19 protein-coding genes are annotated in these 25,272 nt (G+C 74.8%); 10 read left to right on the forward strand and 9 right to left on the reverse strand.

The genetic code is table 11. The features are described 5' to 3' along the window. Positions 1 to 72: 72 nt before the first annotated feature. Positions 73 to 930, reverse strand: a complete 858-nt coding sequence (locus O2W16_RS00210; RefSeq protein WP_269156785.1) for an SDR family oxidoreductase — start codon at positions 928 to 930, stop codon at positions 73 to 75. A gap of 452 nt (positions 931 to 1,382) precedes the next feature. Between O2W16_RS00210 and O2W16_RS00215 the strand changes: the two genes are divergently transcribed. Continuing rightward, the gene (locus O2W16_RS00215) at positions 1,383 to 4,004 is read left to right on the forward strand and encodes a DEAD/DEAH box helicase (RefSeq protein WP_269156786.1); all 2,622 of its coding nucleotides are present in this window, start codon (positions 1,383 to 1,385) and stop codon (positions 4,002 to 4,004) included. A gap of 63 nt (positions 4,005 to 4,067) precedes the next feature. Here the strand turns inward: O2W16_RS00215 and O2W16_RS00220 are convergent, their stop codons facing one another. Beyond that, a complete protein-coding gene (locus O2W16_RS00220; protein WP_269156787.1) occupies positions 4,068 to 4,601 on the reverse strand; it encodes an SRPBCC family protein in 534 nt (177 codons plus the stop codon). Positions 4,602 to 4,756: 155 nt separating this feature from the next. Between O2W16_RS00220 and O2W16_RS00225 the strand changes: the two genes are divergently transcribed. From O2W16_RS00225 to O2W16_RS00240, 4 genes are all read left to right on the forward strand, one after another. After that, complete coding sequence (locus tag O2W16_RS00225) at positions 4,757 to 6,289, forward strand: GGDEF domain-containing protein (RefSeq protein WP_269156788.1); 1,533 nt, start codon at positions 4,757 to 4,759, stop codon at positions 6,287 to 6,289. Positions 6,290 to 6,344: 55 nt separating this feature from the next. After that, positions 6,345 to 7,133, forward strand: a complete 789-nt coding sequence (locus tag O2W16_RS00230; protein ID WP_269156789.1) for a sulfite exporter TauE/SafE family protein — start codon at positions 6,345 to 6,347, stop codon at positions 7,131 to 7,133. Continuing rightward, a complete protein-coding gene (locus tag O2W16_RS00235; RefSeq protein WP_269156790.1) occupies positions 7,130 to 7,894 on the forward strand; it encodes a sulfite exporter TauE/SafE family protein in 765 nt (254 codons plus the stop codon). Before O2W16_RS00230 ends, O2W16_RS00235 begins: the two co-directional genes overlap by 4 nt. Positions 7,895 to 7,972: 78 nt before the next feature. Continuing rightward, positions 7,973 to 8,719 carry a hypothetical protein gene (locus O2W16_RS00240; protein WP_269156791.1) on the forward strand — a complete coding sequence of 249 codons (747 nt, stop codon included), beginning with the start codon at positions 7,973 to 7,975 and terminating at the stop codon, positions 8,717 to 8,719. 66 nt (positions 8,720 to 8,785) lie between these two features. On the opposite strand, the gene O2W16_RS00245 is transcribed toward O2W16_RS00240, so the two are convergent. The 6 genes from O2W16_RS00245 to O2W16_RS00270 form a co-directional block, all read right to left on the reverse strand. Further along, positions 8,786 to 9,484, reverse strand: a complete 699-nt coding sequence (locus tag O2W16_RS00245; protein ID WP_269156792.1) for a hypothetical protein — start codon at positions 9,482 to 9,484, stop codon at positions 8,786 to 8,788. Between the two features lie 156 nt (positions 9,485 to 9,640). Further along, a complete protein-coding gene (locus O2W16_RS00250; protein ID WP_269156793.1) occupies positions 9,641 to 11,320 on the reverse strand; it encodes an alpha-amylase family protein in 1,680 nt (559 codons plus the stop codon). Between the two features lie 11 nt (positions 11,321 to 11,331). Next, positions 11,332 to 12,381 (reverse strand): TIGR03885 family FMN-dependent LLM class oxidoreductase, encoded by a 1,050-nt coding sequence (locus O2W16_RS00255; protein ID WP_269156794.1) that lies wholly within the window; start codon positions 12,379 to 12,381, stop codon positions 11,332 to 11,334. 72 nt (positions 12,382 to 12,453) lie between these two features. Beyond that, on the reverse strand, positions 12,454 to 13,659 hold the full coding sequence (locus tag O2W16_RS00260; RefSeq protein ID WP_269156795.1) for a cation:proton antiporter domain-containing protein: 1,206 nt from the start codon (positions 13,657 to 13,659) through the stop codon (positions 12,454 to 12,456). A gap of 127 nt (positions 13,660 to 13,786) precedes the next feature. After that, positions 13,787 to 15,466, reverse strand: coding sequence for an SLC13 family permease (locus tag O2W16_RS00265; protein WP_269156796.1), 1,680 nt, complete (start codon positions 15,464 to 15,466; stop codon positions 13,787 to 13,789). Between the two features lie 44 nt (positions 15,467 to 15,510). Beyond that, positions 15,511 to 17,598, reverse strand: coding sequence for an elongation factor G-like protein EF-G2 (locus tag O2W16_RS00270; protein ID WP_269156797.1), 2,088 nt, complete (start codon positions 17,596 to 17,598; stop codon positions 15,511 to 15,513). Between the two features lie 107 nt (positions 17,599 to 17,705). On the opposite strand from O2W16_RS00270, the gene hrpB reads away from it, so the two are divergent. Beyond that, complete coding sequence (gene hrpB / locus O2W16_RS00275) at positions 17,706 to 20,183, forward strand: ATP-dependent helicase HrpB (RefSeq protein WP_269156798.1); 2,478 nt, start codon at positions 17,706 to 17,708, stop codon at positions 20,181 to 20,183. Positions 20,184 to 20,264: 81 nt separating this feature from the next. Here hrpB and O2W16_RS00280 read toward each other — a convergent pair whose 3' ends face one another. Continuing rightward, a complete protein-coding gene (locus O2W16_RS00280) occupies positions 20,265 to 20,795 on the reverse strand; it encodes a phosphoribosyltransferase (RefSeq protein WP_269156799.1) in 531 nt (176 codons plus the stop codon). A 72-nt stretch (positions 20,796 to 20,867) separates the two neighbouring features. Between O2W16_RS00280 and O2W16_RS00285 the strand changes: the two genes are divergently transcribed. Genes O2W16_RS00285 through malQ form a run of 4 tightly spaced genes read left to right on the forward strand, consistent with a single transcriptional unit; the run spans position 20,868 to position 25,227 of the window. Continuing rightward, positions 20,868 to 21,437: a sugar O-acetyltransferase gene (locus O2W16_RS00285; RefSeq protein ID WP_269156800.1), complete on the forward strand. Its 570-nt coding sequence runs from the start codon at positions 20,868 to 20,870 to the stop codon at positions 21,435 to 21,437. Continuing rightward, complete coding sequence (locus tag O2W16_RS00290; protein ID WP_269156801.1) at positions 21,434 to 22,033, forward strand: TetR/AcrR family transcriptional regulator; 600 nt, start codon at positions 21,434 to 21,436, stop codon at positions 22,031 to 22,033. The genes O2W16_RS00285 and O2W16_RS00290 overlap by 4 nt, the downstream gene beginning before the upstream one ends. Continuing rightward, complete coding sequence (locus O2W16_RS00295; protein ID WP_269156802.1) at positions 22,030 to 23,238, forward strand: MFS transporter; 1,209 nt, start codon at positions 22,030 to 22,032, stop codon at positions 23,236 to 23,238. Before O2W16_RS00290 ends, O2W16_RS00295 begins: the two co-directional genes overlap by 4 nt. Before the next feature lie 57 nt (positions 23,239 to 23,295). Beyond that, complete coding sequence (gene malQ, locus O2W16_RS00300; RefSeq protein WP_269156803.1) at positions 23,296 to 25,227, forward strand: 4-alpha-glucanotransferase; 1,932 nt, start codon at positions 23,296 to 23,298, stop codon at positions 25,225 to 25,227. Positions 25,228 to 25,272: the final 45 nt, after the last annotated feature.

Raw genomic sequence — 25,272 nt, forward strand, 5'->3', positions numbered from 1 at the left:
CACGTGCGGACACGCTGGCGTCAGCGACCGGAACTGCTCACTCGGCCGGAGAGCCGGTGACCTCAGGCGGCACTACAGGATCGGCCGGCCGCCGGTGACGGCGATCCGGGCGCCGGAGACGTAGCTCGACTCGTCGCTGGCCAGCAGCACGTACACCGGCGCCAGCTCGGCCGGCTGGGCGGCCCGGCCCAGCGGGGTGTTGCCACCGAAGGCGGCCACCTTCTCCGCGGGCATGGTGGAGGGGATCAGCGGCGTCCACACCGGCCCGGGCGCGACGCTGTTGGCGCGGATGCCCTTCTCCCCCAGCAGCTGCGCCATGCTGGCGGTGAAGTTGGCGATGCCGGCCTTGGTCATCGCGTACGGCGCCAGGGTGGGGCTCGGGTTGTCCGAGTTCACCGACGAGGAGTTGATGATCGAGGCGCCCGGCTGCATGTGCGGCACGGCATCGCGGATCAGGGTGAACATCGCGGTCAGGTTCAGCGCGAGAGTGTGGTCCCACTCCTCGTCCGTGACCTCGTCCAGCGACTCGTGGTTCATCTGGAACGCCGCGTTGTTGACCAGCACGTCGATCCCGCCCAGCTCCTCGAGGGCCTTCGGGATGATCGTCTTGGCGTGCGCCCGGTCGGCGAGGTCCCCGGGCATGAGCACGCACGTCCGGCCGGCGTCCTCGACGTACCTGGCCGTCTCCTGCGCGTCCTCGTGCTCGTCGAGGTAGGCGATCAGGACGTCGGCGCCCTCACGGGCGAAGGCGATGGCGACGGCGCGGCCGATGCCGCTGTCGCCGCCGGTGATCACGGCGCGCTTCCCGGTCAGCTTGCCGGAGCCGCGGTAGCTCTCCTCGCCGTGGTCCGGCTTCGGGTCCATCTCACCGAGCGTGCCCGGCGGGGTCTGCTGCTGTTCCGGCTGCGACTCGGGGCGAGGTGACGACACGGTGGTTCCTCCTGCGAGGTCGGGCGGCGGCACCCCCGCGCTCTGCTCACGCAGCCGGCGCCCGTGCGCCGACCCGATGCCGCGTCGTGCTCGCGCCTACCCTCGCCGCTGACCGGTGAACCGGCCGGGTCGACCGTCAGGCAGCCCGGCTGGACAGGCCGGCGGCGCCGGGGAACGGGACCACGGCACTGCCCGGGCGGTCCCACCGCATCTCCAGATGACGACGGCCGGCGCCGTCCACGACGGGCACCCAGCGACACTCGGGGCAACGACTCTCACGCATGTCCGATCCACCTTCCGTTCACCTGTTGTTCACCCAGTGACCGGGATCGGCCGGTTCCACTCCTCCGCTTGAGGCGTCGTGACCGAACTGTGACCTGAGCCGCACGTGGAGCGGGGTCCGCGGCGTCCGTGCGGGAACGTCCGGGGCGTCGGGCACGCTGTTCCCCACGATGACGCTCTCTCCTGCCGGTACCGACTCGACCCCGGCCGACTCCCCCGCTGCCGCGCTGCCCTCGCCGGACGCCCCGCCGCTGATCGCCGACCCCAGCGACCTCTCGTCGCTGTTCGCCCTGGGCGAGGACCCGGACGCGGTCTTCACCCGGTTCGCCGAGTGGGCGCAGGCGTCGGGCACCACGCTGTACCCGGCCCAGGAGGAGGCGCTGATCGAGCTGGTCAGCGGCGCCAACGTCGTCCTGGCCACCCCGACCGGGTCGGGCAAGTCGCTGGTGGCCACCGGCGCCCAGTACGCGGCGCTGGCCACCGACCGGGTGAGCTTCTACACCGCGCCGATCAAGGCGCTGGTCAGCGAGAAGTTCTTCGCCCTGTGCGGGGTCTTCGGCGCCGAGAACGTCGGCATGCTCACCGGCGACGCGAGCGTCAACGCCGACGCCCCGATCATCGCCTGCACCGCCGAGGTGCTGGCCAACATCGCGCTGCGCGAGGGGCCGGACGCCGACATCGGCCTGGTGGTGATGGACGAGTTCCACTTCTACGGCGACCCCGACCGCGGCTGGGCCTGGCAGGTGCCGCTGATCGAGCTGCCGAAGGCGCAGTTCCTGCTGATGAGCGCCACCCTCGGCGACGTCACCGCACTCCAGGAGGACCTCACCCGGCGCACCGGCCGGCCCACCGCGCTGGTCGCCCACGCCGAGCGGCCGGTGCCACTGCACCACTACTACGCGACGACGCCGATGCACGAGACGATCCAGGAGCTGCTGGACACCAAGCAGGCCCCGGTCTACGTCGTGCACTTCACCCAGGCCTCCGCGCTGGAACGCGCCCAGGCGCTGATGAGCGTGAACGTCTCCACCAAGGAGGAGAAGCAGGCGATCGCCGACCTGATCGGCGGCTTCCGGTTCTCCTCCGCCTTCGGGACGACGCTGTCGCGGCTGGTGCGGCACGGCATCGGCGTGCACCACGCCGGGATGCTGCCCAAGTACCGGCGGCTGGTCGAGCAGCTGGCCCAGGCGGGGCTGCTCAAGGTCATCTGCGGCACCGACACCCTCGGCGTGGGCATCAACGTGCCGATCCGCACGGTGGTGTTCTCCGCGCTGAGCAAGTACGACGGCACCCGGATGCGGCTGCTCCAGGCCCGGGAGTTCCACCAGATCGCCGGCCGGGCCGGGCGGGCCGGCTACGACACGGCCGGCACCGTCGTCGTCCAGGCGCCCGAGCACGAGGTGGAGAACCTCAAGCAGTTCGCCAAGGTCGCCGACGACCCGAAGAAGCGCCGCAAGCTGGTGCGCCGCAAGGTCCCCGAGGGCATGGTCCCGTGGAGCGAGTCGACCCAGCAGCGGCTGATCACCGCCGAGCCCGAGCCGCTGAGCAGCCACTTCCGGGTCTCGACCGGGATGGTGCTCAACGTGCTGGCCCGGCCGGGCGACCCGGTGGCGGCGATGCGCCGGCTGCTCACCGACAACCACGAGCCACGTCCACGGCAGCTGAAGCACATCCGCGAGGTGATCGGCATCGCCCGGTCGCTGATCACCGCCGGGGTGATCGAGCGGCTCGAGGTCCCCGAACCCGACGGCCGCCGCTACCGGCTGACCCTGGACCTGCCGCCGGACTTCCAGCTCAACCAGCCGCTGTCGACGTTCGCGCTGGCCGCGATCGGGCTGCTCTCCCCCGGCCCGGACGCCGAGGGCAACGACACCTACGCCCTGGACGTCGTCTCGGTGATCGAGGCGACGCTGGACGACCCCCGGCAGATCATCTCCGCGCAGTTGAACAAGGCCAAGGGCGAGGCCGTGGCCCAGATGAAGGCCGAGGGGATCGAGTACGAGGAGCGGATGGAGCTGCTCGAGGAGATCACCTACCCCAAGCCGCTGGAGGAGCTCCTCGAGCACGCCTTCGAGGTCTACTCCGCCGGCAACCCGTGGGCGCGCGATGCGCAGCTCTCCCCCAAGTCCGTCGTCCGGGACATGTGGGAGCAGGCGATGACGTTCCGGGAGCTGGTCAACCACTACGGGCTCACCCGCTCCGAGGGGGCGGTGCTGCGCTACCTCTCCGACGCCTTCAAGGCGCTGCGCTCGGGCGTGCCCGCCGACGCCCGCACCGAGGAGGTCACCGACATCGTCGAGTGGCTGGGCGAGCTGGTGCGCCAGGTCGACTCCTCGCTGCTGGACGAGTGGGAGCAGCTGACCAGCGCCGACCAGCCGCTGGACGCGCCCGTCGCCGTCCCGGCCCGCCCCCGCCCGCTGACCGGCAACGAGCGGGCCTTCACCGCGATGATCCGCAACGCCCTGTTCCGCCGGGTCGAGCTCATCGCCCGGCGGCGCTGGTACGACCTGGGCGAGCTGGACGCCGGCTCCGGCTGGGACGCCGACCGGTGGGGCGAGGTGGTCCAGGCCTACTTCGCCGAGCACGCCGAGCTCAACACCGGCGGCGACGCCCGCGGCCCGGCCCTGCTGATCATCGACAAGACCGAGCCGCGGCTGTGGCGGGTGCGGCAGATCCTCGACGACCCGGCCGGTGACCACGACTGGGGCTTCGACGCCGAGATCGACCTGGACGCCTCGGACGAGGAGGGCGTCCTGGTGATGCGCCTGGTCGACGCCGGCCGCAAGGACTGAAGAAGGACCCCCGTCCCCCCACCACTCGCGAGCTCGTGGCGGGCCCCTGCACGGGGGCCGGGGTCAGCGGGCCAGCCGCCGGAAGGTCGGCCGGGGTGGCGGCGGGACGACGGCGGTCGGGTCGCGCCGGCGGCGGAGCTCCAGGGCCAGGCTCTCCTCCCCGCGGGCCATCGCCCACCGGTGGTTGGCCTCGAACGCCGGGCGCAACAGCCAGCTGAGTCTGGCCAGCAGCGGCTTGGCCGCGCGGACCTGCCAGTCGTAGGTGATCACCACCTCGGGGCCCTCCTGCGCGAAGGTCCAGCGGCCACCGCCCACCAGGTCACCGTCCGCAGCGAGGGCGAACCCGGTGTCGGTCATCGGCTCGGTGATCCGCAGCGTCCAGCGCAGCGTGTAGGGCGCCCAGCCGGTGGTGAACACCTCGACCGTGCGCCCCACGCCGTCCGGCCCGCCGTCGTCGACCGGGACGACGTCGAGGTAGACCGCCGGCCACCACCGGGGCAGTGCGGCGCTGTCACTGAGCACTGCGCACACCTCGGCGATCGTGCCGGGCACCCGCCAGACGGTGCGGAAGTCGTACGCGGGCGGGTGTCGGGGCACGGCTGGCACTCTGCCCACCCGCGCGGGAGCTGTCCATGCCCCAGCCCCGGGGAAGGCGATCGACCCAGACGGGTGATCCAGGTCCGAGCCCCGGACGCCGAAGACCTGGGTGGACGCACCGGCGAGCAGAGCCGGGCCCGAGGACGAGGACCGCCATGACCCCACCCCCGGCGACGCGGCCGGCGACGCGCTGGGCGGTCTTCCGTCGTCCCGCCGAGCTGGTCGAGCGCACCCGCTGGCTGTTCGGCGCCTGCGCCCTGATCTCCCTGGGCCTCACCTCCTTCGGGGCCGCGGCAGGTGCGGGCAGCTGGCAGCTGGCCGTGATCGCGCTGTCCACGGCCGCCCTGGTCGCCTCCTGGCTGCACCGCTACACCGCACGCCATGGGTCGGTCGCCCTGGACCTCCTCGACGCCCTCGCCATCTGCGCGTTCGCGCTCGCCTCACCGGTGCCGGCAGTGGCCCTGGGCGTCACCTTCCCCGCGCTGTGGTTCCGCGCCGTCTACGGCCACACCCGGGAGACCTGGGCGTACACGGCCGCCCAGTGCACCGGCCTGGTCGCCGCACTCGCGCTGTGGGAGGTCGTTCCCTGGCACGCCACGGCCGCACCGGCTGCCCCGCTGCTCGGCGCCCTGCCGATCGCGCCGCTGCTCGCCGTGGTCTCCCGGCACCTCGTCTCGGTGCTGCAGCAGCACCAGCACGCGCAGGCCTGGGACGCCACGCTCGCCCGCCTGACCACCCAACTGCTCGGCGTCACCGACGTCGGGCAGATCCGGCAGCACGGCTGGGAGGCCGCCGCGGAGATCTGCCGGATCACCCCCGGGCTGTCCATGGTCGTCGTCGCCGACGACGGAGCACACCTGGTCGTCCAGCGGTCGGTCGGCCTGCTCCGGCAGCCCCCCGGCACCCTCGACCGCACCGCGGTCGCCACAGACCTGGCCGACGCCACCACCGCGCAGGAGCCCCGGGGCGTCACCGCGCCGCAGGAGCTCGTGACCGCGGCCGGTGGGGCGCACTGCTGGGCAGCGATCCCGATGCCGGACGAACCGGACCGGCACCTCCTGCTGGGTGGCAGCGTGCTGCACCCCGAGGGCGTGGCCCTCGTCCAGTCGCTGGTGGCCCAGGCGGCGCTCGCCGTGCGGGCCACCAGCGCACACCGGGAGCTGGAACTGCAGGCGCGCACCGACGCCCTCACCGGCCTGGCCAACCGCAGCACCTTCTCCGCCGCCCTGGCGGCAGCCTCCGCCGGCACCGACGGCGACCCGTGGGTGCTCTTCGTCGACCTGGACGACTTCAAGCTGGTCAACGACCGGCTCGGCCACGCGGCGGGCGACGAGCTGCTGCGGGCCGTGGGCGCACGGCTGGCCGGCGCCGTCCGTACGCCGGGGCTGTGCGCCCGGCTGGGCGGCGACGAGTTCGCCGTCCTGGTGCACGCCGCCGACGCCGGGGACGCCGCGGCACTGGCCCGGCGACTGGTCGAGGTGGCCTCCGCGCCGGTGCAGCTGGCCGTCGGCACGGCGCAGGTGGGCGCGAGCGTGGGAGCCGCCTGCGTGCTGCCCGGCGTCTCCTGGACCAGCACCCTGCAGCAGGCCGACCTGGCGATGTACGCGGCCAAGGCGGCGGGCAAGAACCGGGTGCAGGTCGCCGGTTCACCGCCACCGGTCACCACCGGGGAACTGACCCGCACCTGACTGCCGTGCGCGGGCTCACACGAGGCCGCTGTGACACCCTCGCGCCGATGCGGGCATGACGGTGTGGGAGATGGTCGCGGTGGCCGCCGCCGGGCTGGCCGCGGGCGGCATCAACGCCGTCGTCGGCTCCGGCACGCTGGTCACCTTCCCCGTGCTGCTGGCCGTCGGGCTGCCACCGGTGACCGCGACCATCACCAACTCCCTGGGCCTCGTGCCCGGCAACCTGACCGGGGCGATCGGCTACCGCCGGGAGCTGCACGGCCAGCGCCGGCTGCTGCTCCAGTTGCTCCCGGCGTCGGTGCTGGGTGCGCTCACCGGCGCCTTCCTGCTGCTGCACCTGCCCGCCTCGGCCTTCGAGACGATCGTGCCGGTGCTGGTCGGGCTGGCCGTCGTGCTGGTCGCCGTCCAACCCCTGCTGCAGCGCCGGCTGGCTGCCCGGCGGGCCCGGGCGGGCACCGTCGAGGAGGAGCAGGGGATCGGCCGCGGCCGGCTGGCCGCGCTCTTCGCCGGCGCGTACACGACCGGCACCTACGGCGGCTACTTCGCCGCGAGCCAGGGGGTGCTGCAGATCGGCATCTTCGGGCTGCTGCTCCGCGAGCCGCTGCACCGGCTCAACGCGATCAAGAACGTGCTGACCCTCGCCGTCAACGCCGTGGCCGCGCTGGCCTACGTGGTCGTGGCGACGGAGCGGATCGACTGGGCCGCGGCCGCGCTGGTGGCCGGCGGCGCACTGGTCGGCGGGTACGTCGGGTCGACGCTGGGCCGGCGGCTGCCCACGGCGCTGCTGCGCAGCGCGATCGTGGTGCTCGGGGTGACCGCGATCTGGGTGCTGCTGCGCCGATGAGCGCCCTGGAGTTCGGGCTCCTCGTGCTGGCCGGCATCGGCGCCGGGCTGATCGGCAGCATCGCCGGCCTGGCCTCCCTGATCAGCTACCCCGCGCTGCTGGCCACCGGCCTGTCGCCGGTTGCGGCCAACGTGACCAACACCGTCGCCCTGGTGCTCAGCGGGGTCGGCGCGGTGAGCGCCTCGCGGCCGGAGCTGACCGGCCAGCGCGCCCGGCTGGTCCGGCTGGGGCCCGTCGCGCTGCTCGGCGGCGTCGTCGGGGCGGTGCTGCTGCTGTCCACCCCGAGCGGGGCGTTCGAGAAGCTGGTGCCCTTCCTCATCGCCGGAGCGGCGATCGCCATCCTGGTCCAGCGGCCGCCCCGGGAGCTGGCCGCCGACGCGGCGGCGGGCCGGCCGGCTCGGGACCACTGGAGCCTGGTCGTGGGCACCTTCGCCGCCTCCGTCTACGCCGGGTACTTCGGGGCTGCCGCCGGGGTGCTGCTGCTGGCGGTGTACCTGCTGGTCACCGGGGAGGGCGTGCCGCGCAGCAACGCGCTGAAGAACGTCGTCCTGGCCCTGGCCAACGGGGTGGCCGCGCTGGGCTACGCCTTCTTCGCCGACGTCGCCTGGCTGGCCGCCCTCCCCCTGGCCATCGGCTTCCTGCTCGGCGGTCGACTCGGCCCGCGGGTGGTGCGCCGGGTGCCGCAGACGCTGCTGCGCCGGCTCATCGCCGTGGCCGGGCTGGCCCTCGCCGTCCGCCTCGGGCTCGACGCCTTCGGCTGAGGGCGCTCCGGTGGTGCCCCGCCGTCCCGGCCGCCAGGCTGGCCAGGCGCGGCCCCGCGCCCTCGGACAGGAGCGACCATGAACGGCCCTCTCCCTGCGTCACAGCGGTTCAGCGCCGCCCTCGGTCAGCTGCCGCCGGCCGAGCTGCGCGGGCCGGAGCTGCTCGGCGTCCGGCTCGCCCAGGCCTGCGTGGCCGCCCTGCCCATCGACGGTGCGGGGCTGAGCATCCACGACGTGCACGGCCGGCGGACGCCGATCGGCGCCAGCGACCCGACGACCTCCCGGGCCGAGCGCCTGCAGTTCACCCACGGCGCCGGTCCCTGCCTGCGCGCGCACGACGACGGCCACGCCATCGCCTTCGACGCGGCGGACATCGCCCGGAACTGGCCGGAACTGCACGGTTCGCTGGTCGGCGAGACGCCCTTCCGCGGCGTCCTGTCGGTGCCGTTGCCGCCGCCGCTGGGGCCCCTGGTCGTCCTCGACCTCTGGGTGCGCGACCTGGCCTCGCTGTCGGCCACCGACCGGGAGGACGTCGCGCAGGTGACCGAGGCGCTGACCCGCGCCATGGCGGCCACCGTGACCGGCGCCCCGGTGACGGAGACCCGACGCAGCTGGTGGGACACGCCGGACGCGTCGAGCCGGGCGAAGGTCTGGCAGGCGACCGGCATGGTGAACGTCGCCCTGGGTCTGGACACCGCCGACGCCCTGGCCGTCCTCCGGGCGCACGCCTTCGCCACCGACCGGGTCGTGGACGACGTCGCCGACGACCTCGTGACCGGTCGGCTGTCGCTGGCCGAGCTGCGGACCGCGGGCACCGGCACCTGACCCGAGCAGCGCGACCCGGTCAGCGGGGGCAGAGCTGACCGGGCCGTGTGCTGCGAGAACCGGGCGTCAGACGCCGCCGTTGGTCACGTAGGCGCTGAGCAGGAGCACGAAGGCGCTCGCGGTGATCAGCAGCCGGGCCGGGGTGAGGCCGTTGAGCAGGCCGGCGATCACCCCGGCGTTCGACGCCCGCACCTCGGCGGCCTGGGCGCCCCGGCGGAGCAACCGGACCTCGTCGGCCAGCAGGGTGCCGCCCGCGCCCAGCAGGCTCAGCCCGAGCACGACGAACACCAGGGACAGCCGCTGGTCGAAGGTGTCCACCGCCGGCGCCAGGAAGAGCACGACGACCAGGCCCAGCAGCAGACCGAGGCCTGCGCCGGCCACGGGCGCCCAGGGCCCCATCCGCACCATCGGGCCCCCGCGCCGGGGCATCCGCGGCCGCGGCCGGAAGCCGACCGGCGCGGTCGGGTGCGGCGCCCCCTGCGGTTCGGCAGCCGGGTCGTCCCGCGGCTCGGGCGCGCCGTCCGCGGCGGGCGCCGGAGACGCCGGGACCGACGCACCCGCGGGCACACCGTCCGGCCTCTCCCCCGCCGGAGCCACCGGCGGTGCCTGCGGCTCCGGCGGTGCCGCATCCGGCGCCGTCGGCGGGGCCACCTCCGGCTCGCCCTGCGTCCGCTGGTCGGGCACCACCGCCGCCGTCGACCCGGTCTCCGTCCGTCGACCCCGGTCGACCGTTCCGGCCGCCCGCACGTCCTGCTCGTCGCTCATCTGTGTGATCACCTCGGGTGCGGACGGTAGGTGCGCCCTCCGACGAACCCGCGCAGGAACCCGGGTGTGGCGGGTGGGACGCGCGGGACCACGGCGGGGAGTGACCCACCGTGATCCCGCAAGGCCACAGCGTCAGCTACAGGGCCACAGTGTCAGCTAGAGGATCCGGCGGCTGTCCTCGGTGACCACCCGCAGCCAGCGGTACCCGTAGCCCTCCAGCGCCAGCTCGACCGACCCGTCGTCGGCCAGCTGGGCGCCGCCGGCGGTGAGCAGGTCCTCCAGCCGGTGCCCGGCGCCGCAGCCGGGCACCGTGAGCGGCACCGACAGCGGCTCGGCGCCGAGGTTGTGCACCGCGACCAGTGCCCCGTCGTCCCAGGTGCACAGGTGCGCCAGGACGGCGGCGTGCGGCTGCTCCAGCAGCTGGAACCCACCCCAGCCGAGCTCTGGGGACTCCCGGTAGCGACGGATGAGCAGCTTCATGAACGACAGCAGCGAGTCCGGGTCGCGGCGCTGGTCGGCGACGTTGACGAACTCGGGGGCGAAGCCACCGTCGACGACCGGCCGGGTCAGCTCCTCCGCCGCAGCGTCGGAGAACCCGCCGTTGGCGCCGCTGGTCCGCTGCATCGGGGTGCGCACCGACAGCCGGCTGCCGGCCGAGAGGTCCTCGCCCATCCCGATCTCCTCGCCGTAGAAGAGCACCGGGGTCCCGGGCAGGGAGAACAGCAGGCTGTAGACCATCCGCACCCGCCGCGGGTCGCCGGCCAGCATCGGCGGCAGCCGGCGGATCAGGCCCCGGTCGTAGACCTGCATCTCCTCCTCCGGGCCGAAGGCGGCGAACACCTCGGCGCGCTCGTCGTCGCCGAGCTTGTCCAGGGTCAGCTCGTCGTGGTTGCGGACGAACGTGCCCCACTGGCTGTCCGGGGAGATCTCCGGGCGGGCGGCCAGCGAGGCGGCCAGCGGCCCGGCGTCACAGCGGGCCAGCGACAGGTACATCTGCTGCATCGTGTTGAAGTCGAACTGCATGGTCAGCTCGTCGCCGTCCTGGCCGCCGAAGAACTCGGCCTGCTGCTCGAACGGCAGGTTCACCTCACCCAGCAGCACCCCGGACCCGGTCCGCCGTCCCAGGAAGGCGCGCAGCGCGCGCAGGTACTCGTGCGGGTCGGGGAAGTGCGCGGCGGAGTCCTCGTCCACCCCGGCGGTCTCCAGCAGGAACGGGACGGCGTCGACCCGGAAGCCGGCCAGCCCGAGCTGCAACCAGAACCCCATGATCTTGGCGATCTCGTCCCGGACCCGCGGGTTGGTGACGTCGAGGTCGGGCTGCTCGGCGTAGAAGCGGTGCAGGTACCACGCGTCCGTCTCCGGGCTGTGCGTCCAGATGCCCTCCTCGGCATCGGGGAAGACCACCTGGCCCGAGGTGTCCGGCGGCTGGTCCTCCCGCCACACGTAGAAGTCCCGGTACGGGGAGTCCTTGCTGGCCTTCGCCGACTGGAACCAGGGGTGCTGGTCGGAGGTGTGGTTGACCACCAGGTCCGCGATCACCCGCATGCCCCGGTCGTTCGCGGTCCGGATCATCTCGACCAGGTCGCCGAGGGTGCCCAGCCGGGGGTCGACGGCGTAGTAGTCGGTGATGTCGTAGCCGTCGTCCCGCCCGGCGGTCGGGTAGAAGGGCATCAGCCACAGGCAGGTGATGCCGAGGTCGGCCAGGTGGTCCAGCCGCTGGGCCAGCCCCTCGAGGTCGCCGATCCCGTCGCTGTTCCAGTCCATGAACGTCTCGACGTCCAGGCAGTAGACGACGGCGTTCTTCCACCACAGGTCCGAGGTGTCGGTGATCCGCATCGGTCTGCTCCTCAGTCCAGGACGGCGGGCTCGGGGGCCTGCGCCGGACGGCGGGGCTCGACCGGGCCGGGTGGGTCGATCGCGACCGCGGGGGCCGGTGCGGTGACGTCCAGCTGGGGCAGCACGTGCTCCCCGAAGGCGTCCAGGAACGGCACCTGCTCCTTGGGCACGTGGTGCAGGTAGACCTGGTCGAACCCCAGGTCGACGTACTCCTGGATCCAGGCGGCGTGCTGGGCCAGGTCGCTGGAGATGCGCACCGCCTCCCCCACGGCCTCCGGGCTGACGTGCGCGCTGGCCTGGTCGAAGGCCGTGGTGCTGTCCAGGTCCCAGCACAGCGGCGGCGGGAAGACGTTGCTGCGCCACTGGTCGTGGGCCAGCGCGACGGCGCGGTCGGGGTCGGGGTCCCAGGAGACGTGCACCTGGATGGTCAGCGTCCCCTGCCCGCCGGCGTCCCGGTAGGCGGCGATCACCTCGCGCAGGGTGTCGTGCGGCTGGTTGATCGTGACCAGGCCGTCGGCCCACTCGGCGTGCCGGGCGGCGGTCTTCGCCGTCACGGCGGGGGCGATGAGCGCCGGCTGCTGCTCGGGCAGCGTCCAGATCCGGGCCCGGTCGACGGTGACCAGCCCGTCGTGGCTGACCTCCTCGCCGGCCAGCAGCGCCCGGATGATGTCGACACACTCCCGCAGCCGCGCGTCGCGCAGCTCCTTGCGCGGCCAGACGTGCCCGGTGATGTGCTCGTTCATCGCCTCACCGGAGCCCAGCGCCACCCAGAACCGGCCGGGGAACATCGAGCCCAGGGTCGCGATCGCCTGGGCGATGATCACCGGGTGGTACCGCTGCCCGGGGGCGTTGACCGCTCCGAACGGCAGCCCGGTGGTCGCCATAGCCGCACCCAGCCAGGACCAGGCGAACCCCGACTGACCCTGCCGCGGGTTCCACGGCTCGAGGTGGTCGGAGCACATCGCCGCGGTGAAACCCACCTGCTCGGCGTGCTGCACCGCGCGGAGCAGGTCGCTGGGGTGCACCTGCTCGTGGGAGTTGTGGAAGCCGATCACCGTCATGCCGCATGCCTACCGGCAGTGGTGATCAACCGCAGGGTGAGTGCAACCGGCAACCATCAGGCGCAGCGGTGATCAGCTGTCCGCGGCCCGCCGGTAGAGCCGCCGGCCGGGTGCGGAGCTGACCCCGTGCGCGAGGGTGCTGGCCGCGACCGCCAGGGTGCCGGCCGCCCACAGCCGCGGATCGGTGACGCCGTGCTCCTCGCTGAGGGTCAGGTAGAACAGCGCGCTGACGCCGATCGGCCCGAACCAGCCGAGGAAGACCGCATCGCGCAGCTTGAGCCCGAGCGGTCGGGCCAGCGCCAGCAGCACGGGTGGCCGCCGCAGCAGCAGCACGGCCACCGGGAAGACGAGTGCCGCCCAGCCGAGGTCGGCCCATGCCGACCAGGGCAGCAGGATGCCCAGCAGCAGGAACAGCGGGAGCACCACGTACCGGTTGACCCCCTCGTCGATGGTGTCCTGCGGGCCGACCTCGTCCTGGGCGACCGTGAAGTTGTAGGCCAGTCCCGCGATGAACACCGCGAGGATGCCGTCGGAGTTGGCGATCCGGGCGATGCCGAGCACCGCGACCGCCAGCACCAGCGTGAAGACCAGCGACGCGCCCTGGTCGACGTCGGAGCGGCTCTGCGCAAAGCTCATCGCACGGCCGGCGATCAGGCCGACCACGATCCCGACGACGACGCCGACGGCGACCTGGTACAGGCCGTCGAGGGCGGCGTGCCCGAGGGAGTCCCCCAGCACGAGGGCGATCCCCAGCAGCACCAGGGGCAGGGCCAGTCCGTCGTTGGTGCCCGACTCCTCCGACAGCAGCTGCCGGGTCCGGGCCGGGAGGTGCTCCTCGGCCGGCTTCCCGGTGACCACGCTGGAGGCGAGCACCGGGTCGGTCGGCGTGATGCAGGCGCCGATGAGGGCAGCCAGCGCCAGCGGGACGCCGAGCACCAGCCAGGCCAGGCCGGCCGAGAGCGCGGCCATCCCGAGCATCCCCACCGTCACCAGCACGGTCGTCGGGGTGACCACCGGGCGCAGCCGGCGCACCGGGAACCGCAGCGCCACCCCGATCAGGGAGACGGCGAGCAGCACCCGGGACATCTCGTGCACCAGCGGCGTCTGGATCCCCTCGCTGATCTCGACCAGCCCGAGCACCTGCGGGCCGACGACCACTCCGAGCAGGAGCGCGAGCAGGGGTTCGCTGAAGGGCAGGTCGCGCATCTTGCTGGACAGCGCGGCCAGGGCGACGGCCAGGCTGCCGACCAGCGCGTACCCCAGGTGCAGGTCTTCCATGACGCCCTCCTCCGCCGGCTCGGGTGCGGCAGGACGACGCGCCGGTCACGTGCCCCGGCGACCCCTGCCCACCGGCAGCCCGGCGGGAAACACCCGGCCGGACGCTGGTCCCGCGGCCGAGGGGGGCTCAGAAGGTGATGCCCAGGGCGACCCCGCCGAGGAAGTAGACCGCGGCGGTGATCAGCACGATGCCGATCACGTTGAGGACGGCGCCGGCGCGGATCATCTGCCCGATCGTGACGTAGCCGGAGCCGAACACGATCGCGTTCGGCGGGGTGGCCACCGGCAGCATGAACGCGCAGGTGGCAGCCAGCGCCGCGGGCACCAGGAGCACCAGCGGGAAGAGGTCGAGCCCCAGGGCGACCCCGCCCAGGACCGGCAGGAAGGCCGCCGCCGTCGCCGTGTTGCTGGTCACCTCGGTGAGCAGCAGGACGACTCCGGCAGTGACGACCACCAGGAGGATGGCCGGCAGCGTCCCCACCGCGCCCACCTGGTTGCCCACGTACTCGTCCAGCCCGCTCGCCTGCACCGCGGCGGCCAGGCTCAGGCCGCCGCCGAAGAGCAGCAGCACGCCCCAGGGCAGCTTCTGCGCCTGCTGCCAGTCCAGTGCGGAGACGCCCTCCCGGGCCTTGACCGGGATGAGGAACAGCGCGACGGCGGCCGCGATGGCGATGGTGGCGTCGTCGAGGTTGGCCACGAACGGCAGCACGTCGGTGAGCGCCGTCCATCCGGTCAGCGGCTGGCGGAACACCCACAGCAGGGCGGTGGTCACGAAGACCACCAGCACAGTCCACTCGCCCCGGGACATCGAGCCGAGCTTCTCGATCTCGGACTGGATCACCCGCTTCCCGCCCGGGATGTCGCGCAGCCCGGACCGGAAGGCCACCTTGGTGAGCACCAGCCAGGCGAGCACCAGGAAGACCGCGGCCAGCGGCAGGCCCATCAGCATCCATTCGCCGAAGCCCAGCTCGATGTCGTAGTTCTGCTCCACGAAGGCGGCGAGGATGAGGTTGGGCGGGGTGCCGATCAGCGTGGCGAGCGAGCCGATGCTGGCCGCGTAGGCGATGCCCAGCATCAGGGCGACGGCGAAGTTCCGGGTGTCGGAGTCCTGGATGAGCTCGGTGACCGCCGGGCCGCCGTCGCCGGGGGTGTCGCTGCCGCCGTCGGTGTCGGTGGCCGCTTCGACGGCTTCGGCGTCGACGCTGCCGGCGGCCACCCGGTCCAGCACGAGCATCAGCACGCTGAGCCCGATGGGCAGCATCAGCACCGTGGTCGCGGTGTTGCTCACCCACATGCTCAGGAAGGCGGTGGCGAGCATGAACCCGGCGATCAGCCGGGGTGGCTTGGTGCCCACCGCCCGCACGGTGAGCAGCGCGATCCGCCGGTGCAGCTCCCACTTCTGCATGGCCAGGGCGATCATGAAGCCGCCCATGAACAGGAAGATGTTCGGGTTCGCGTAGGGCGCGGTCGCCTCCTCCACCGACAGCACGCCGAGCAGCGGGAAGGCGACGATCGGCACCAGCGCGGTCGCCGGCAGCGGGAGCGCCTCGGTCATCCACCAGACGGCGAGCAGCACGCCGATCGCCGCCGTCGTCCGGCCGGCCGTGCTCAGCGCGTCGTCCTGGCGGAGCAGGAAGTAGACGACCAGCGCGGCGACCGGTCCGCCGATCCGGCCCGCCCACTGGCGGCCGGGCGGGACCGACGTGTCGGTGACGTTCGCCTGCTCACCGCCCCGTCCGGTGGCGGGCTTGCTGCGGTCGGTCACCTCGTGCCCGGGTGCCTGCTGCTGACCTGCCCGTCGTGCCACGGTGGGTCCTCTCCTCGACGCTCGACCGGTGCATCCGGCCCGGGTCAGGCCGGTTGCAGGTCGGTGACGACGGCGGCGGGCGCCGGTTCGTGATCCAGCGGACGGCGGGTGAACCGGCCGGTGCCGTGCGACACCGACCGCAGCGCGCGCGGGTACGTGATCAGCTCCCGCTCCGGCACCTCGGCGTGCACCGTCGTCTCCTCGCGCGCGGGGTCCGCGACGCTCCCGGTGACCCGGGCCCGCCGCCCGGCGAGGTCGCCGAGGACCGGGCCGACGTGCTCGGCGGGCACCGTCACCTCCACGGCGCACCACGGCTCCAGCACCTGGGTGCCGGCCGCGGCGGCGAGCTCCCGCAGAGCGAGCGCGCCGGCGGCGGAGAACGCGGCGTCGGAGGAGTCGACGGAGTGCGCCTTGCCGTCGACGAGGACCACCTCCACGTCGACCAGCGGCCGCCCGCTCACCCCGCGGGCGGCCTGGGCGCGCACGCCCTTCTCCACGCTGCCGTGGAACTGGGTGGGCACCGCCCCGCCGACGACCCGCTGGCTGAAGGTGACCCCGGACCCGGGTGGCCCCGGCCGGCCCTCGAGGACCACCACGGCGTACTGGCCGTGCCCGCCGGACTGCTTGACGTGCCGCCCGGTCACGGTGGCCGGACCGGCGAGCGTCTCCACCAGCGGCACCCGGACCGGCGGGGTCTGCACCGCGACGCCGTACCGGCCGCGCAGCCGGTCCAGCAGCACCTCGGCGTGCGCGTCCCCCACGCACCAGAGCAACAGCTGCCCGGTGTCCGGCCGCCGCTCCACCCGCACCGCCGGGTCCTCGGCGACCAGCCGGCTCAGCGCGGCGGCCAACCGGTCCTCGTCGCTGCGCGAGGCCGCCTCGACCGCCACCGGCAGCTGCGGGTCCGGCAGCGGCCAGGGCGGCACCACCAGCGGGTGCTCCGGGTCGGAGAGGGTGTCGCCGGTCTCGGCGCTGCTCAGCCGGGCGACGGCGCAGAGGTCACCGGCCGGGCACTCGGCGACCGGCCGCAGCGTGCTGCCCAGCACGGCGGCGATGCCCCCGACCCGCTCGTCGGCGTCGTGGTCGGGGTGCTGCTCGCCCCAGCCGTGCCCCGATCCGGCGCCGCAGACGTGCACCGGGGCGTCGGGTCGCAGGGTGCCGGAGAAGACCCGCACGAGCGAGATCCGGCCGAGGTAGGGGTCGGTCGTCGTCTGCACCACCTCGGCGACGAGCGGCCCGGCCGGGTCGCAGCCCACGTGCCCGGCCGGCCGTCCGTCCGGCCGGACGACGGGTGGGCACGGGCGCTCCAGCGGCGAGGGGAAGGCGCTCACCAGCAGGTCCAGCAGCTCGCCCACCCCGAGCCCGGTGGGCGGCGCGGCGCACAGCACCGGGTGGAAGTCCCCGCGGGCGACCGCCGTCTCCAGGTCGGCGACCAGGTCGGCGACCTCGATCGGCTCACCGGCGAGGTAGCGGTCCATCAGCGTCTCGTCCTCGCTCTCGGCGATCACCCCCTCGATCAGCTCGGCGCGCAGCCGGTCGCGCTCCGGGTCACCGGGCAGCGGCTCCAGCAGCGAGGTGAGCGCGCCGTCGTCCCCGAGCACGTGCAGCGGGTGGACCCCGGCGCCGAGCAGCTCCCGGCAGCTCCGCACGACGGCCGGGACGTCGGCCCGCGGCCGGTCGACCTGGGTGACCACGACCGCCCGCGGCAACCCGGCGACGACGCACTCGTCCCACACCTGCACGGTGCCCGCGTCCACCCCGGTCACGGCGGAGACGACGACCAGCGCGGCGTCGGCGGCCCGCAGCGCGGCGCGCAGCTCACCGACGAAGTCCGGGGCGCCCGGGGTGTCCAGGAGGGTGACCCGGTGACCGGCGTGCTCGACCGTCGCGGCGTGCAGCGAGACCGAGTGCTGGAGCCGGACCTCCACCTCCTCGGTGTCCAGGCAGGTGGTGCCGTCCTCCACCCGGCCACCGCGGGGCAGCGCCCCGGCGGCGACCAGCAGCGCCTCGGCCAGGGTGGTCTTGCCCGCGCCGGCGCGGCCCACCAGCGCCACGTTGCGCACCCGCTCGGGCGGGCGGGGTGCCGGTGCACCCACGCCGGTTCGGTTGCTGCTGCCGCTGTGCGTCGCCACGCAGACCTCCGGACGTCGTCGTCCCAGGTGCCCACCCTGGCCCCGGATGCCGACCCGGACAAGTCCTGGGCAGGGTCGGGTCTGCACGGCAGGCGAGACTGGCCCGCGTGCTGCCACCGTCGGGGACTCCCGGGACCGACCTGCCGGTCCGCGCGGTGCTGCCCGCCCTCGACACGGCGCTGACCGCGGCCGGCGCTGCGGTGCTGGTCGCCCCGCCGGGAACCGGCAAGACCACGCTCGTCCCGCTGGCCCTCGCCGGCCGGCTGCCCGGCCGGGTGCTGGTGGCCGAGCCCCGGCGGGTGGCCGCCCGGGCCGCGGCCCGCCGGATGGCGTCGCTGCTGGGCGAGCCGGTGGGGCGATCGGTGGGCTACAGCGTGCGCGGGGACAGCCGGCGCAGCGACGCCACCCGCGTCGAGGTGGTCACCACCGGCCTGCTGGTCCGCCGGCTGCAGGCCGACCCGGAGCTGCCCGGGGTGTCGGCCGTGGTGCTCGACGAGTGCCACGAGCGGCAGCTGGACACCGACCTCGCGCTGGCCTTCACCCTCGACGTCCGGGCCGCGCTGCGCCCGGAGCTGGAGCTGCTGGCCATGTCGGCGACCGCGCAGGCCGGCCGGCTGGCCGAGCTGATGGGCGATGCACCGGTGCTCGAGGCGACCGGGTCGCTGCACGAGGTGGAGCCGGTCTGGTGCCCGCCGAGCCCGCCGGTCGCCCCGCCGCACGGCACCGTCGTGGACCCGCGGCTGCTGACCGCGGTCGCCGAGGCCGTGCGCCGGGCCCTGGCCGAGACGTCCGGCGACGTGCTGGTCTTCCTCCCCGGCGCCGCCGAGATCGGCCGGGTCGCCGGGCTGCTGACCGGCGTGGACGCCGACGTCCGGCCGCTGCACGGCCGGCTGCCGCCCGAGCAGCAGGACGCCGCCCTCACCCCGGGGCCGCGGCGCCGGGTGGTGCTGTCGACCGACGTCGCCGAGACCAGCCTGACCGTGCCCGGTGTGCGCACCGTGGTCGACGCCGGCCTGGCCCGGGTGCCGCGGTTCGACGTGGCTCGCGGGATGGGTGCGCTGGTCACCGTCCGGGTCTCCCGCGCCTCGGCGGTGCAGCGGGCCGGACGGGCCGGGCGGGAGGCGCCCGGGCGGGTGTACCGGCTCTGGTCGGCCGCCGAGCACGACCGGCTGCCCGCGGCCGCCGAGCCGGAGGTCGCCCTCGCCGACCTGACCGGGCTGGCCCTGGAGCTGGCGGTCTGGGGTGCCCCGGACGGCGCCGGGCTCGCACTGCCGGACGCACCGCCGGAGGCCGCGTTCGCCGTGGCCCGGGCGACGCTGCGCCGGCTGGGTGCGGTGGACGACGCCGGCCGGGTCACCCCGCGCGGCCGGGCGCTGACCGCCGTCGGGGCGCACCCGCGGCTGGCCCGGGCGCTGCTCGACGGCGCCGCGCAGGTGGGCCGGCGGCGGGCGGCGGAGGTCGTGGCCCTGCTGTCGGGTGACGTCACGCCCCGCTCCGACGACCTGGTCGCCGAGTGGCGGGCGCTGCGCGGTCAGTCCGGCGGCCCGGCGGCGCGCTGGCGGGACGAGGTGGCCCGGCTGACCCGGGCGGCCCCGTCGGCGCCGGACACCGGACTGCCGGACGACGCCGCCGCCGGGCTGCTGGTCGGGCTGGCGCACCCGGAGTGGCTGGCCCGCCGGCGTCCCGGCACCGAGCGCACCTACCTGCTGGCCGCCGGCACCGGCGCGGAGCTCGCGCCGGGGACCGCGCTGGGCGGGGCGGGCTGGCTGGCCGTGGCCGCGGCCGACCGCGCGCCGGGGCGGCGCGACGCCCGGGTGCGCGCGGCGGTCGCGGTGGACGAGGCGACGGCGCTGGCGGCCGGGGCCGCGGCGCACACCGACGGGCCGGAGGTGACCTGGCGGGACGGCGACGTGCGGGCGGCCCGGGTCGAGCGGTTGGGTGCGATCGTGCTCGCCGAGCGACCGCTTCCCGACCCGGACCCGGCGGCGGTGACCGCGGCGCTCGCCGAGGGGCTGCGCCGTGACGGGCTGGCCCTGCTGACCTGGACGCCGGCCGCCCGGGCACTGCGGGAGCGGCTGGCCGCCGCGCACGCCGGGCTGGGTGAGCCGTGGCCGGCGGTGGACGACGAGTCGCTGCTCGCCGCGCTGGCCGACGGTCCCGCGCTGTCCGGCGCCCGCAGCCGCCGGGACCTCGCCCGGGTGGACCTGACCGCGGCGCTGCGCGGGCTGCTGCCCTGGCAGCTGGCCGGGCGGCTGGACGAGCTGGTGCCCGAACGGGTCGAGGTGCCCACCGGTTCGCGGGTGCGGGTGGACTACGGCGACCCCGAGGTGCCGACCCTGTCGGTGCGGGTGCAGGAGGTGTTCGGCTGGGCGGCAGCCCCGGTGGTCGCCGGCCGGCCGCTGCGCCTGCAGCTGCTCTCCCCCGCCTCCCGGGTGGTCGCCACCACCGCGGACCTGGCCGGCTTCTGGGTCACCGGCTACCCGGCGGTGCGCAGCGAGCTGCGCGGCCGCTACCCCCGCCACCCCTGGCCGGAGGACCCGGCCACCGCCGTCCCGACCCGCCGGGCGAAGCCCCGCGGGACCTGACCCGACCCGTGGCCGACGGCCCACCGACGGGCGACGCACACCACGGCGAGGACGCAACGCCCTCGAGGCAGGCGACCGAGCTCATCCGGCGGGTGGGCCGAGGTCCTCGGCGGTCGCCAGCGCCGTGACCCGGCCCAGCGCCGACCGGGCCGCCGGGTCCAGCTGGTCGATCAGCAGGGAGACACCCAGGAACTCCGCGCCTGCGGACTCCACGAGGTGGCGGGCAGCCAGGGCCTGACTGCCGCGCTCCGCCCAGTCGTCGACCAGGAGCACCCGTTCGCCGGCCGTCAGCACCGCTTGCATCCGCAGGCGATGGCGCAGACCGCGGTAGTCCTGACCTGCCTCCGTCGTGAGCCCCGCGCCGGGGAGCAGTCCGTCCCCCTTCCGCACGGCCACGAACCCCACGCCCAGGGCGACGGCGGCGGCGCCGCCGAGCAGGAAGCCCCGCGACTCGATCCCCACGACCCGGGTGACCCGCTGATCGCGCCAGGGGTCCACCAGGCCGGCCACCACGGCGCGCAGAGCGTCGCCGTCGGCGAACACCCGCCACACGTCGGCATGGCTGCCGATCCACCGGAAGTTCGCGAGCAGTGCCGTCCGTGCGGGATCCACCGCCGGATCATGCCCGCCCACCTCGGGAACCATTGTGTACTTCTGTACGCATCGATGTGTACGGTCGTACACATGACCAGCGACACGCGCTCGATGTACGAGCGGATGACAGCCGGTGACCCCTACATCGCCGACGACCCCCAGATCGCCGCCGCGAGCACCCGGGCACAGGCGCTGTCGCACCGCTACAACGCGATGGACCCCACTGACGGCGCGGCCCGCCGCGCGGTGCTGGAGGAGCTGCTGGGCGCGTTCGGCCCCGGCAGCGAGATCCGCCCGCCGTTCCACTGCGACTACGGCCGGCACACCACCGTCGGGTCGCGCACCTTCGCCAACTTCGGGCTGGTCTGCCTGGACGTCGCCCCGATCACCATCGGCGACGACGTGCAGCTGGGCCCGAACGTCCAGCTGCTGACCGCGACCCACCCCCTCGAAGCCGGCCCCCGGCGGGACAAGTGGGAGTCCGCCGAGCCGATCGTGATCGAGGACAACGTCTGGCTCGGCGGCGGCGTCATCGTCTGCCCCGGCGTCCGGATCGGCGCGAACACCGTGGTCGGCGCCGGCTCGGTGGTCACCCGGGACCTGCCCGCCGACGTCGTCGCGGTCGGCAGCCCGGCCCGCGTCGTCCGACCGCTCCCGTGAGCCAGGCCCCCGACCCCGAGACGGGCGACCGGCCGGTGCGGCGGCACGACCCCGACCGGGCGGCGCGGATCGTCGAGGCGACCGTCGACGTCATCGCCGAGCACGGCGTCGCCGGCACCACCCACCGGCTGATCGCCGCGGCCGCCGACGTCCCGCTGGGCTCGCTGACCTACCACTTCACCGGGCTGGACGACCTGCGCGCGCAGGCGTTCGCGCTGCACGCCGAACGGATGGCGGTGAAGTACGAGGCGCACTTCGCCGACGCCGCCAGCCTCGACGACGTCGTCGAGGCGGTGACCGACCTGGTGCACGCCGACGCCGACGCCGACGACCGCGACTGGGCCGTCGCCTACGAGCTCTTCCTCGCCGCGCTCCGCGACCCCGCACTGCGCACGGTCACCGAGTCCTGGATGCGCCGCAGCCGCGGGGTGCTCGAGCGGTTCGTCGACCCGACCACCTCCCGCGGCGTCGACGCGCTCGTCGAGGGCCTGGTCATGCACAAGGTCCTCTCCATCCGGCCGGTGTCCCGCGCCGAGACCCGCGAGATCATCGCCCGGGCCGTGCGCCCCACCACCCCGCAGGAGCTCCCGCGTTGACCAGCACCGACGTCCGCCGGTCACCCGACCCGGCCCGGGTGACCACCGCCATGCGGGCGGTCTACACCGCCTTCATCGGCGCGGGGTTCGCCTTCGCCAGCTGGGCCAGCCGGATCCCCCAGGTCCGGGACCGGCTCGACCTCGACCCGGCCGCGCTCGGCCTGGTGCTGCTGGCCATCGCGGCCGGCTCGGTGATCGCCCTGCCGCTGGCCGGCACCCTGATCGGGCGGATCGGCTCGCGCGCCACCGTGATCGTCATGGCGCTCGTGCTCGCCGCGGCGATGGTCGTCATCGCGGTCGGCTCGGTCACCTCGGTGACCGTGCTGACGGCCGGGCTGTTCGTGATGGGCCTGTCCAACGGCGCCTGGGACGTCGGGATGAACGTCCAGGGCGCCGTGGTCGAGCGGCACCTGGGCCGGATCGTCATGTCCCGCTTCCACGCCGGCTTCAGCCTGGGCACGGTTGCCGGGGCGCTCCTGGGGACGGCGATGGTCGCCCTCGACGTGCCGGTGCCGGTCCACCTTGCCGGGGTCGCGGTGCTGGTCGCGGTGGTCGTGCCGCTGACCACCCGGGGCTTCGTCCCCGACGTCGACACCGACCCCGACGGCGTCCCGGCCGAGCGGGTGAGCGCACTGGCTGCCTGGCGGGAGCCACGCACGCTGGTCATCGGCGTGGTCGTGCTGGCCTTCTCCTTCGCCGAGGGCGCTGCCAACGACTGGCTGGCGGTGGCGTTGATCGACGACCACGGCACCTCGGCGACCGCCGGCACGCTCGGGTTCGCCCTGTTCCTCACGGCGATGACGCTGGCCCGCTGGTTCGGCGGCTCGCTGCTGGACCGCTACGGCCGGGTGCCGGTGATCCGGCTGCTGGCCGGGTTGGCCGTCGTCGGGCTGCTGCTGTTCGTGTTCGGTTCCCCGCCGGTCGCCTTCCTCGGTGCCCTGCTCTGGGGCGCCGGGGCGTCGCTGGGCTTCCCCACCGGGATGAGCGCCGCGGCCGACGACCCGGCGAAGGCCGCCGCGCGGGTGAGCGTCGTCGCCTCCATCGGCTACTGCGCGTTCCTGGCCGGGCCACCGCTGATCGGGCTGCTCGGGCAGCAGGTCACCGTGCTGCGCGCGCTCACCGTCGTCGCCGTCCTGCTGGGCGTCGCCGTCCTGGTCGCCGGCTCGCTCCGCCCGCCGGCCGGACCGCCGGAGCAGCAGGTGTGACGGCCTCCGCAGCCACCCCAGTGGGCAGAGCCCGCCGCGACCGGTGAGGATCGGGGGGTGACCAGCACCGCCCCACCGCCGAAGCCCGCGACCGCCCCGCCCACGGACGCCTGGGGCATCGACGCCAGCTGGCTCGACGCCCTCGACGAGGAGCACACCGTCTCCCGGTCGACGATCGACCGGCTGCGGGAGGTGATCGGCACCCCGCCCGCGGACCTGCCGGACCGCGCCCCGATCGTCGCCCGGCCCGGGGACGCCCTGGAGGTCGACCTCGCCGACGTCGAGTGCGAAGACGGGCGGACCCTTCAGATCGACGGCGAGCTGCCCGAGGACTTCCCGCTCGGCTACCACCGGCTGCGCACCCCCGACGGCCGGGAGCGGCGGCTGATCGTCTCCCCCGGGCGCTGCTGGCTGCCCGAGGGCTGGCGCGCCTGGGGCTGGGCGGTGCAGCTCTACGCCACCCGCGGCCGGGAGAGCTGGGGCATCGGCGACCTCGGCGACCTGCGCACCGTGCGCGAGCTCGCCCAGGCGCAGGGCGCGGGCTTCGTGCTGGTCAACCCGCTGCACGCGGTGGCCCCGACGCCGGCCCAGGAGGACAGCCCCTACCTGCCGGCCACCCGCCGGTTCCGCAACCCGGTCTACCTGCGGATCGCCGAGGTGCCCGGCGCCGACGCGGTCGACGTGGAGGCCGAGGCCGGCCGGGCGCTCAACGACGGGGAGCTCATCGACCGCGACGCCATCTGGGCGCTCAAGCGCCGGGTGCTCCAGCGGGTCTTCGACGCCGGGGTCGACGAGGCGCCCTTCCGTGACTGGTGGTGGCACGAGGGCCAGCCGCTGATGGACTGGGCCACCTGGTGCGCGATCGCCGACGAGCACGGCCCGGACTGGCACACCTGGCCCGAGCCGCTCCGCGACCCCCGCGGCGCCGCGGTGGCCGACTTCGTGGCCGGCCACGACCGGGAGATCGCCTTCCACGCCTGGCTGCAGTGGCTGCTCGACGTCCAGCTGCGGGCGGCCACCGAGGGCACCACCGTGATCCAGGACCTGCCGATCGGGGTTGCCGGCGGCGGTGCGGACGCGTGGGCCTGGCAGGACGTGCTCGCCCAGGGCGTGAGCGTCGGTGCCCCGCCGGACGCCTTCAACAGCCAGGGGCAGGACTGGGGCTCACCCCCGCTGGTCCCCTGGCGGCTGCAGGCCGCCGACTACGAGCCGTTCATCCAGTCGATCCGGGCGACCATGGCCGGCGCCGGCGGCCTGCGGGTCGACCACGTGATGGGCCTGTTCCGGCTGTGGTGGGTGCCGTCCGACGGTGGCGCGGCCGAGGGTGCCTACGTCCGTTACCCGCACGAGGACCTGCTCGACATCGTCGCGCTGGAGAGCCACCGCGCGCAGGCGATCGTCGTCGGCGAGGACCTGGGCACCGTCGAGGACGGCGTCCGGGAGGCGATGGCCGAGCACGGGATCCTCTCCTACCGGCTGCTGTGGTTCGAGGACGACGAGCCCGCCCAGTGGCCGGCCGAGGCGATGGCCGCCATCACCACCCACGACCTGCCGACGGTGGCCGGGCTGTGGACCGGGTCGGACCTCGCCGAGCAGCGGGAACGCGGGCTGGGCACCGAGGAGGAGCTGCTGCGTGGCCGCGCCTCGCTGCTCGCGCACCTGGACTTCATCGCCGAGGACGCCACCCCGGCCCAGGCGGTCGAGGCTGCCCACCGGCAGCTGGCCACCGCGCCCTCGACCCTGCTGTCGGCGACGCTGGACGACGCGCTCGCCGAGGAGCGCCGGCCGAACATGCCCGGCGCGAACTCCCGGCCCAACTGGTGCCTGCCGCTGCCGGTGCCCACCGAGGAACTGGCCGCGCACCCCGGCGTCCAGGCCGTCGCCGGCGTGCTGAACGCGGGGCTGCACCCGGTCACCACCAAGGGCAAGGTCAAGAGCGGCAAGCGCAGCAAGAGCACCGGCCGGAGCACCCGCACCAAGCACAGGTGAGCCGAGACCGGGCTGGTGGCTGCCTCGACCATCACGAGACAGCCA

This window comes from Modestobacter sp. VKM Ac-2984 (genome assembly GCF_026967985.1).
In the GTDB taxonomy this organism is placed as follows: Bacteria; Actinomycetota; Actinomycetes; order Mycobacteriales; family Geodermatophilaceae; genus Modestobacter.

Bases quoted from the DNA above. Each gene is read 5' to 3' on its own strand.
- O2W16_RS00215 (WP_269156786.1), top strand. From the start codon at position 1,383: ATGACGCTCTCTCCTGCCGGTACCGACTCGACCCCGGCCGACTCCCCC.
- O2W16_RS00225 (WP_269156788.1), top strand. From the start codon at position 4,757: ATGACCCCACCCCCGGCGACGCGGCCGGCGACGCGCTGGGCGGTCTTC.
- O2W16_RS00230 (WP_269156789.1), top strand. From the start codon at position 6,345: ATGACGGTGTGGGAGATGGTCGCGGTGGCCGCCGCCGGGCTGGCCGCG.
- O2W16_RS00235 (WP_269156790.1), top strand. From the start codon at position 7,130: ATGAGCGCCCTGGAGTTCGGGCTCCTCGTGCTGGCCGGCATCGGCGCC.
- O2W16_RS00240 (WP_269156791.1), top strand. From the start codon at position 7,973: ATGAACGGCCCTCTCCCTGCGTCACAGCGGTTCAGCGCCGCCCTCGGT.
- O2W16_RS00245 (WP_269156792.1), bottom strand. From the start codon at position 9,484: ATGAGCGACGAGCAGGACGTGCGGGCGGCCGGAACGGTCGACCGGGGT.
- O2W16_RS00250 (WP_269156793.1), bottom strand. From the start codon at position 11,320: ATGCGGATCACCGACACCTCGGACCTGTGGTGGAAGAACGCCGTCGTC.
- O2W16_RS00255 (WP_269156794.1), bottom strand. From the start codon at position 12,381: ATGACGGTGATCGGCTTCCACAACTCCCACGAGCAGGTGCACCCCAGC.
- O2W16_RS00260 (WP_269156795.1), bottom strand. From the start codon at position 13,659: ATGGAAGACCTGCACCTGGGGTACGCGCTGGTCGGCAGCCTGGCCGTC.
- O2W16_RS00285 (WP_269156800.1), top strand. From the start codon at position 20,868: ATGACCAGCGACACGCGCTCGATGTACGAGCGGATGACAGCCGGTGAC.